This is a genomic window from Aquaspirillum serpens DSM 68 (assembly GCF_000420525.1).
Taxonomy (GTDB): domain Bacteria; phylum Pseudomonadota; class Gammaproteobacteria; order Burkholderiales; family Aquaspirillaceae; genus Aquaspirillum; species Aquaspirillum serpens.
Window position 1 is genome coordinate 1 of the sequence record NZ_ATVC01000093.1, and the last position, 6155, is coordinate 6155.

A 6155-nucleotide genomic window follows, 5' to 3' on the forward strand; every position below is an offset into this window, starting at 1 on the left:
CGGTTTCATTAGGCTTCCTCTGGTCAGGAACAGAGCACCAGGGGTGGTACTGGCAGCATTCGCGTCGGGATTTTGCAATGTGAACTTGCAAAAAAGATAATCCAAACCTAATTGAAAGACAACAAGTTCAGTAGTGTGGGCACCACTTTTGTGCCCACGACATCGGCTAAACCGTGCTTCGATCAACGTTCGAAGAAGCGTTTGCACACCTTTTTCCCATACAACCTGACGGTGCCTGCTTGGTTATTTCCCTTGAATACGAAAACACTGATGAATCTTGCGATTGCGGAAGTCTTCTGGGACGGATTGTGCGGATAAATCGCGGATATTGAAACGCTCAGCCAATGTCGGGTCGAGCTGGAAGCCACGTAGATTATTCGAGAAATACAACGTACCCGTTGGGCTCAACAGCTGCATCGCCTGTTCCACCAGACGGACATGGTCGCGTTGTACATCCAAAATTTCTAACATCTTCTTCGAATTAGAAAAACTGGGCGGATCCATCACGATCAAATCAAACTTTTGCCCGATCTCAACCGCATCCGTTAACCACTGCAACACATCTGCCCGCACCCGTTCATGCTGTGGCCCATCTAACTGATTCAAAATCAGATTACGATGCGCCCAGTCGAGATAAGTATTCGACAAATCCACCGTGGTGGTTTCCACTGCACCACCAGCGGCGGCATAGACGGTGAAACTGCCGGTGTAAGCAAACAAATTCAAAAACCGCTTGCCGGCGGCTTCGTTTCGTACTTGCGCTCGGGTCGGACGGTGATCGAGAAATAAACCGGTGTCGAGGTAATTATCTAGATTCACCCAAAACTTTAAGCCACCTTCTTGTACCACAAAATTCTCGCCCAGCTGACCGGTTTTTTCGTATTGATCCGATCCCTTTTGCCGGCGGCGGGTTTTAAATGCGGCAAGGGCAGGATCGAGTTGTAACACTTCACACGCAGCAATCAACACGGCTTGCACCCACAGCGCATGTTCGGCTTCTTCAATTTGCCAGCCAGTATCATACTCAGCCACATGCAAACGATCGCCGTATAAATCAATGGCGAGGGGGAACTCGGGTAAATCGCGGTCGTAAAGCCGGTAACATTCGATTTGTTGCCGCTTGGCCCATTTTTTGAGATGACGAGCATTTTTCAACAAACGGTTTTTAAATGGGGTGAAGTCGCGCATTTAGAGTAAATCCACCTTACGCTCTTTAGGTTTACGTCCAGCCCAATCACAGGCAAATTGCCATGCCACCCGCCCACTGCGCGCACCGCGCATCAATGCCCAGCGCAAAGCGGCTTTTTCGGTTTCAGCATTCATCTTTAACTTAAAGTGATTTAACCACACCGCCACCGCCGCTAAATAATCCTCTTGGCTAAACGGATAGAACGACAACCACAGGCCAAAACGCTCGGACAACGACACTTTTTCTTCTGTTGTTTCACCCGGACGAATTTCGCCTTCTTCATCAAGCTGATGTTCTAGGTTATCGCGCATCCGTTCTGGCATCAGATGACGGCGATTCGAGGTGGCATAGACCAACACATTGTTGCAGCGACGAGCGATGCCACCGTCCAAAGCAGTTTTCAATGCTTTATAAGCATCATCACCTTCTTCAAAACTCAGGTCATCACAATACAAAATAAAACGCTCTGGCCGGTCGGCAATCAGTTGCACAATATCCGGCAAATCCACCAATTGCGTTTTATCAACTTCAATCAACCGCAAACCCTCGGCGGCAAACTGCGGTAGTAAGGCTTTGACCAAAGACGATTTGCCAGTGCCACGCGCACCGGTTAACAACACATTATTCGCTGGCCGACCGGCAACAAACGCCGCTGTATTGCGCAATAGACGTTCTTTTTGGCGATCAATTTGTGTTAAATCAGTCAACGGTACGCTGTGGGGCTGTGGGACCGCTTCGAGATAACAACGCCCCCCCGCCAATTTACGACAGCGAAAGGCAGTGGCGTGCCAATCAATCTTGGGTAAAGGCGGTGGCAAAGTGGCTTCGAAACGCGCTAACACTGCCTCTGCCCGTTGTAACAGCTGGGTTAAAGCATCTGCACTCATTGCGAAGCTCCTTCGCGGAACGACACAATCGGCCATCCCTGAATCTCGGCATGAGCGCGTAACACGTCATCTGGATCGACCACGACAGGATCTGTTACCGCCGCCAACAGCGGAATGTCGTTGCGGGAATCGCTGTAGAAATACGAACGGGGATAGTCTTCTAAACGGCGGCCTTGCGCTGCCAGCCATTCATTGAGGCGAATGATTTTGCCATCTTGAAAGCTAGGCGTGCCGCGTGGTTTGCCGGTGAAACTGCCATCAGCCCGTTCTTCTAGTTCAGTTGCAATCAAATGAGGCACACCAAACGCGGCCACAATCGGCGCAGTGATAAAACGATTGGTCGCGGTAATCACCATCACGGTATCGCCAGCAGCTAAATGCTCATCGACTTTAGCCTGACCCGCTGTGGTCATTAAAGGCCGAATATGTTGCGCCAGATACTGTTGGTGCATGGTATCTAGCTCTTGCCGTGAAAACCGTGTCAGCGGGGCTAATTGAAAGTCGAGGAACTCGTAAATGTCGAGGGTGCCGGTTTTGTATTGTTGATAAAAACGGTCATTCTCGCGATGGTAATACTCGGCATCTAACACCCCTTGGTTGATTAAAAAACGCGGCCATTCGACATCCGAATCGCCAGCCAGCAAGGTGTTATCTAAATCAAATAAAGCGAGATTGTTCATGACATATTTTTCCACAACAAAGGACGACCACGGCCAGACCAACCAAGTTGGCGGTGGCCTTAACGTTGGACGTTAAAACGAGACTTGAGAATGTTTTTTACAAACGGAACGGTGATTGGCTTTTTTAATGCCAAAGAATAATGGTCAAGGGCATCAACCATATCAATCAAGCTGGCCATATCCCGCCGCCAGTGATTCATTAGCCAAGCAAACACATCATCGGGAATATCCACCATTCGCGAACGGGCATGGCGGCGCAGAGCGGCTAATTTGTCGGCATCAGATAAGGTATGCACTTCAAACACCAAGCCCCACGCCAAACGGGTACGTAAATCATCACGCAGTTTAAGTTGTTGTGGCGGGATACGGCCGGCGGTTAACAGCTGGCCTTCACCATCGACTAGGGTATTGAAAATAGAAAACAGGGTGATTTGATCATCTGGGGTGAGATCATCCACATGATCGACAGCGACACAGCGTGCTTCTCGGGCAAAGTCGGGCAGACTCTCGCTACGAGCATCCAGATAAATGGCCGCCCGTCCAATTGCATGAGCGTGTTCAACCCACTGTTTTAACAGATGAGTTTTGCCCACCCCGGGTTCACCCCATAGGTAGATAAAACGCTCCCCACAGGGGTCGGTCAACGCGGCGATGATCTGCTGATTATATTCAGCAATCACATGATCGAAGGCCGGAGAAGACGGCGGCGTGAGGTCGAGGACTAATTGATCCAAGGCGGTACCGGAAACGTCAAAAGGTGAAAGAAAACGGCGCACTCACAAACATCGAGGGGGCATTCTACCCTGATAAAAGCGGCTGGCGTAATAGTGTTGCAGTCCTTCGACTGATAAAACCCGCACAATCGCAGCCAAAGGCAAGGCAATCATCACCCCCACAAAACCAAACAACTGGCCAAATGCCATCAGAGCAAAAATGACTTCTAACGGAGATAGGCCAATCCGTTCACCCACTAAATAAGGGGTAATCAGATAACTTTCTAACAGCTGGCCGAAGGCATACATCCCCCACACCGCCAGCAACAAGCTCCAACCGTCGCCTTGTAAAATCGCTGCGATTGTTGCCAATCCTAGCCCAATAAATGCACCGACATACGGAATAAATACCAATAAACCGGTGAAAACCCCGATGGCTAAGCCCGATTGCAAACCAGCCAACCACCAACCGCCGCCATAAATCAACGCCATCAACAACATCACCAATAATTGCCCACGCAAAAATTCACCCAATACGCGGTCGAGCTCAGCCGCAATACGATCGGTATGCTGTTGCCAGCGCGGTGGAATCAGGCGAGTGAAACGATCTACCACCGCTTGCCAGTCGCGCAAAAAGTAGTAAAACAAAATCGGTACCAGAATTAAGTTGGCTAAAAAAGCCAATAACGCTAAGCCCTGCGAGGTCAGTGCCGGCAAGGTATTGCCGACAGCACGACGAATAGCATCGACATGCTCCACCAACACTTGCCGTAAACCGCTGATATCGAGTTGCACTGTGAATCCCAAGGTCTGTTCTGCCCACGGTGCAACGGTGTTTTGTAACCAATCGACCAAACTCGGCAGTCGGTTTGATAATAAATGGCCTTGTTGCAATAACATCGGTAACAACAGCAACAACATCAGCAACACGCCAATCCCCAATAATAAGGTGACCAACACCGCCGCCACCGCCGCCGAACAACCAAGACGCTGTAAACGCTGTGACAAGGGGGTGGTGATATAGGCCAACACCGCCGCTGTTACAAACGGCGTCAAAATGGGGCCGAGGAAATACATCAGCATCCCAAATAACAACAGCGCCGAGGTGATGGCCAGACCAATCCACCATGATGAGGCACGACGAGAAGCAACCATCTTTTACACTCGCAGCAAACAGGGAAAGAGAGTGCGCGCAATCTGTTAAAATATCGGCAGTTTTTGCTTCACTGCTCGCGATTTCTTGCGGCGCAACATGAGAGCAAATTACACCACAGAATTTAATTAGCAAGAAAGAGAGTCTTTTTGTGAGCCAAACCTCCCTCAGTTATCGTGATGCTGGCGTGGATATCGATGCCGGTGACCAACTTGTTGAAAACATCAAACCGTTTGCCAAACGCACTATGCGTCCAGAAGTTTTGGGCGATTTGGGAGGATTTGGCGCGCTGGTGGAAATCAGCAAAAAATATCAAGAGCCGGTCTTGGTATCGGGTACCGATGGCGTCGGCACGAAATTGAAACTGGCCTTTGATTGGGACAAACACGACACCGTGGGTATCGATTTAGTGGCGATGAGCGTCAACGATATTTTGGTGCAAGGCGCTGAACCGCTGTTTTTCCTAGATTATTTTGCCTGCGGCAAGCTGGATGTGCCGCGTGCAACGGATGTGATCAAAGGCATTGCTGCCGGATGTGAACAAGCCGGATGTGCGTTAATCGGTGGTGAAACCGCAGAAATGCCTGGCATGTACCCCGTGGGTGAATATGATCTCGCTGGTTTTGCTGTCGGTGTGGTTGAAAAAGCCAAAGTTATCACTGGCCGCGACATTGTGGCGGGTGATGTGGTGTTGGGCTTAGCTTCCAACGGTGCTCACTCCAACGGTTATTCTTTGGTGCGTAAAATCATCGACCGTGCACAGCCAGATTTGGATGCCCCATTTGATGGTGACACGACCCTGCGTCAAGCGGTCATCGCCCCAACCCGTATCTATGTCAAACCTTTATTGGCACTGATGGCAGAATTGACGGTGAAAGGGATGGCACATATCACCGGCGGTGGTTTAACGGAAAATATCCCTCGTGTATTGCCTGCGAACACCGTGGCGCAAATTGATGCCAACAGCTGGACCTTGCCAAAACTGTTCCAATGGTTGCAGCAAGAGGGCAATGTTGAGGCACAAGAAATGTACCGCACCTTTAATTGTGGTATCGGGATGGCGGTGATTGTTGCGGCTGAAGATGCCGACCGTGCTGCTGCCTTCTTAACTGCCCAAGGTGAAACTGTCTATCGCATCGGCCACATTCGCCCACGTCAGGGTGACGAACATCAAACCCAAGTGGCGTAAGCAGTAAATAACCCTCGACTGAAGTCGAAGGCTTTATTGTGAAACGAGAGCATGGTTGATCCCATTTCCAACATCAGGCGTATTTACAGCCGCCCTTGGCGAGACGGCAGTCTCGCCAATGCGGGCAAGGTTCCGACTTGCATTCAAGTCGCTGTGCGCCCGCAGACCACAGTGAGGGCACTCGAAACGATGTTTCGAGCGCTTCCCCAATCCTCCACAACACGAGCAGGTCTGGCTGGTGTAGGCCGGGTTGACGTATTCGACCGCGATGCCTGCTGCCTTGGCCTTGTATTCGACGAAGGTTTGCAACTGCCGCCACGCCCAGCGGTGCAGGCGGCCACGCA

At 50.6% G+C, this 6155-nt stretch carries 8 protein-coding genes; 1 reads left to right on the plus strand and 7 read right to left on the minus strand.

What is annotated here, in order from left to right; translation table 11 throughout:
* The 6 genes from G465_RS16110 to G465_RS0112350 all read right to left on the minus strand — a co-directional run.
* Positions 1-207: hypothetical protein (locus G465_RS16110; protein ID WP_211213783.1), on the minus strand; the 207-nt coding region annotated here is incomplete at its 3' end.
* Between the two features lie 36 nt (positions 208-243).
* A complete protein-coding gene (locus tag G465_RS0112330; protein WP_022654749.1) occupies positions 244-1188 on the minus strand; it encodes a class I SAM-dependent methyltransferase in 945 nt (314 codons plus the stop codon).
* Positions 1189-2076: an ATP-binding protein gene (locus G465_RS0112335; RefSeq protein ID WP_022654750.1), complete on the minus strand. Its 888-nt coding sequence runs from the start codon at positions 2074-2076 to the stop codon at positions 1189-1191.
* Complete coding sequence (locus G465_RS0112340) at positions 2073-2756, minus strand: histidinol-phosphatase (protein ID WP_022654751.1); 684 nt, start codon at positions 2754-2756, stop codon at positions 2073-2075. The genes G465_RS0112335 and G465_RS0112340 overlap by 4 nt, the downstream gene beginning before the upstream one ends.
* 59 nt (positions 2757-2815) lie before the next feature.
* Complete coding sequence (hda, locus tag G465_RS0112345; RefSeq protein WP_022654752.1) at positions 2816-3532, minus strand: DnaA regulatory inactivator Hda; 717 nt, start codon at positions 3530-3532, stop codon at positions 2816-2818.
* Positions 3533-4624: an AI-2E family transporter gene (locus G465_RS0112350; RefSeq protein WP_022654753.1), complete on the minus strand. Its 1092-nt coding sequence runs from the start codon at positions 4622-4624 to the stop codon at positions 3533-3535.
* Between the two features lie 149 nt (positions 4625-4773).
* Between G465_RS0112350 and purM the strand changes: the two genes are divergently transcribed.
* A complete protein-coding gene (gene purM / locus G465_RS0112355) occupies positions 4774-5811 on the plus strand; it encodes a phosphoribosylformylglycinamidine cyclo-ligase (RefSeq protein WP_022654754.1) in 1038 nt (345 codons plus the stop codon).
* Between the two features lie 33 nt (positions 5812-5844).
* Here purM and G465_RS15680 read toward each other — a convergent pair.
* A partial coding sequence (locus G465_RS15680; protein ID WP_155846551.1) for an RNA-guided endonuclease TnpB family protein occupies positions 5845-6155 on the minus strand: 311 nt, incomplete at its 5' end.

Coding starts and splice junctions, on each gene's coding strand:
- G465_RS0112350 (WP_022654753.1), bottom strand. CDS start 4,624: ATGGTTGCTTCTCGTCGTGCCTCATCATGGTGGATTGGTCTGGCCATC.
- G465_RS0112340 (WP_022654751.1), bottom strand. CDS start 2,756: ATGAACAATCTCGCTTTATTTGATTTAGATAACACCTTGCTGGCTGGC.
- G465_RS0112335 (WP_022654750.1), bottom strand. CDS start 2,076: ATGAGTGCAGATGCTTTAACCCAGCTGTTACAACGGGCAGAGGCAGTG.
- G465_RS0112330 (WP_022654749.1), bottom strand. CDS start 1,188: ATGCGCGACTTCACCCCATTTAAAAACCGTTTGTTGAAAAATGCTCGT.